The organism is Vibrio sp. 05-20-BW147, from assembly GCF_013369385.1.
Classification (GTDB): domain Bacteria; phylum Pseudomonadota; class Gammaproteobacteria; order Enterobacterales; family Vibrionaceae; genus Vibrio; species Vibrio floridensis.
This window is the reverse complement of sequence record NZ_SZTO01000057.1, coordinates 1-1,523: the sequence shown is the minus strand read 5'-3', so window position 1 is coordinate 1,523 and position 1,523 is coordinate 1. Positions and strand designations below refer to the sequence as shown.

2 protein-coding genes and 1 pseudogene are annotated in these 1,523 nt (G+C 38.8%); all 3 read right to left on the bottom strand.

The genetic code is table 11. The annotated features are described in order from the left end of the window. Positions 1-48 precede the first annotated feature (48 nt). A complete protein-coding gene (locus FC652_RS19755) occupies positions 49-525 on the bottom strand; it encodes a hypothetical protein (RefSeq protein ID WP_176299861.1) in 477 nt (158 codons plus the stop codon). Between the two features lie 133 nt (positions 526-658). Continuing rightward, on the bottom strand, positions 659-1,384 hold the full coding sequence (locus FC652_RS19745) for a hypothetical protein (RefSeq protein WP_176299860.1): 726 nt from the start codon (positions 1,382-1,384) through the stop codon (positions 659-661). A 25-nt stretch (positions 1,385-1,409) separates the two neighbouring features. Continuing rightward, positions 1,410-1,523: pseudogene (locus FC652_RS19740) on the bottom strand (DUF3265 domain-containing protein); the annotation flags it as partial.

Genomic DNA, 1,523 nt, shown 5'->3' with positions numbered 1-1,523 from the left:
ACCAAAAATGCCACGCGGCATGAATCCCTCTTTAACGCCTTGTTATATTTAATTTCTGACGTTAAAAAGGTCGTAACTTTTAACATGTTTACGCATTGCATTTGATAACTCTTGATACGCTTTCAGCAACCCGTCCCAAGAGTCTTTGTACTCAAACCTAGCATCTAGCAAATTACTAAACTTTCCATCTTGTATAACCTTTTCAAGGAGGTTTCGGTGAAGTTTAGAGAAAGTCTTATACTTTTCTGTTACTTCAGAATTTCCCAGCAACTTGATCATTGCATTCGCATTTGCCAATTTGTCATCATTGTTAAGTTGACTATTTCTGATTCTGATGCTTAGATCTACCGCAACTAAGATTTCCGTATACTTGTCCTCTAGACGCTGCTGATGAATTAAACGCTCTTCTCGCATATGCTTAGATTCATCAGATATGTTGCTTAGCCCCCATCTAACGCATACTGCAATTAATGTCGCTAAAAATGATACAAAAGCCGATATTAAAGCAATGGTAACTTTGTCCAAACTCCCTCCTTAAATATAACGCCCAATTAAGGTGTGAGGCACGCAATATCAATGCCGCCGCATACCACCTTAACCACTAAAACCACCGCATACTAAAAATGCCACGCGTGCCGAATCACTCTTAAATTGTTTGTTATACGTTTGCTAGATTATGAAGACTTTTAATCCTATCAGGTGAAATAACCTCTGCATTAGAATTGAAGAAAGTATTAGCACTTTCACCTGCATCTAATTCGGTCTCACCATCCACCATCAATTTCAGAAAGAACAAAGCTTTAAATACCTCGTCTCCTCTCGGTTTAGCAGTAAAGGAAACTAGGTATGGTTTTGTAATTTCCTGAAAGCGGAATACCAGTTCTTTATAGTTATTACCGAGTAAAGTTCCTGCAATATCTTCAACCAACTCAGGAGCATCAGTATAGTTATGGTTTGATCCTGGGGCTTGAATAGCAACTACCTTTATGAGGAAGGCAAATGGTCCTTCATCATGATCGCCATTTTTCCCTGACATAGATAAGGAAAAAGGATTACAACCTGATTTTTCTAAACCAGATGCTAATGAAGACAATCTTTGGACTAACTGATCTTTGACTAAACTTTTCGTAAGAATCCCATGTTCGCTAAACGATTTATGGTCTTCAACACGAGTAGCATGAAACCACAATATTTCAAGCTCACTATCAGGTTCACCGAGCTTTTCTCGAGCAGCACGTTCAACATTCTTTTCAAGTGTGTAGTAATCGATTTGTTTGTCATTTTCGACACTTTTGAGAACTGAAATAAGCTCTTCCTCTGTTGTATGGAAAGCATCACAAAGTGACCGTTTTACAGATTCATAAGACGAACAGTCTAAAATCATATCACCTCTTTCCTCGAAATTTTGATTAAAACGTATAACGCTGCGTTAAGGGGTGAATGCCGCTTAAACCAACTGTCCGCAGACCACCTTCACCACCAAAACTAACCGCATACTAAAAATGCCACGCGGCATGAATCCC

Excerpts from the sequence above, each read along its gene's own strand:
- FC652_RS19745 (WP_176299860.1), bottom strand. The coding sequence starts at position 1,384 with ATGATTTTAGACTGTTCGTCTTATGAATCTGTAAAACGGTCACTTTGT.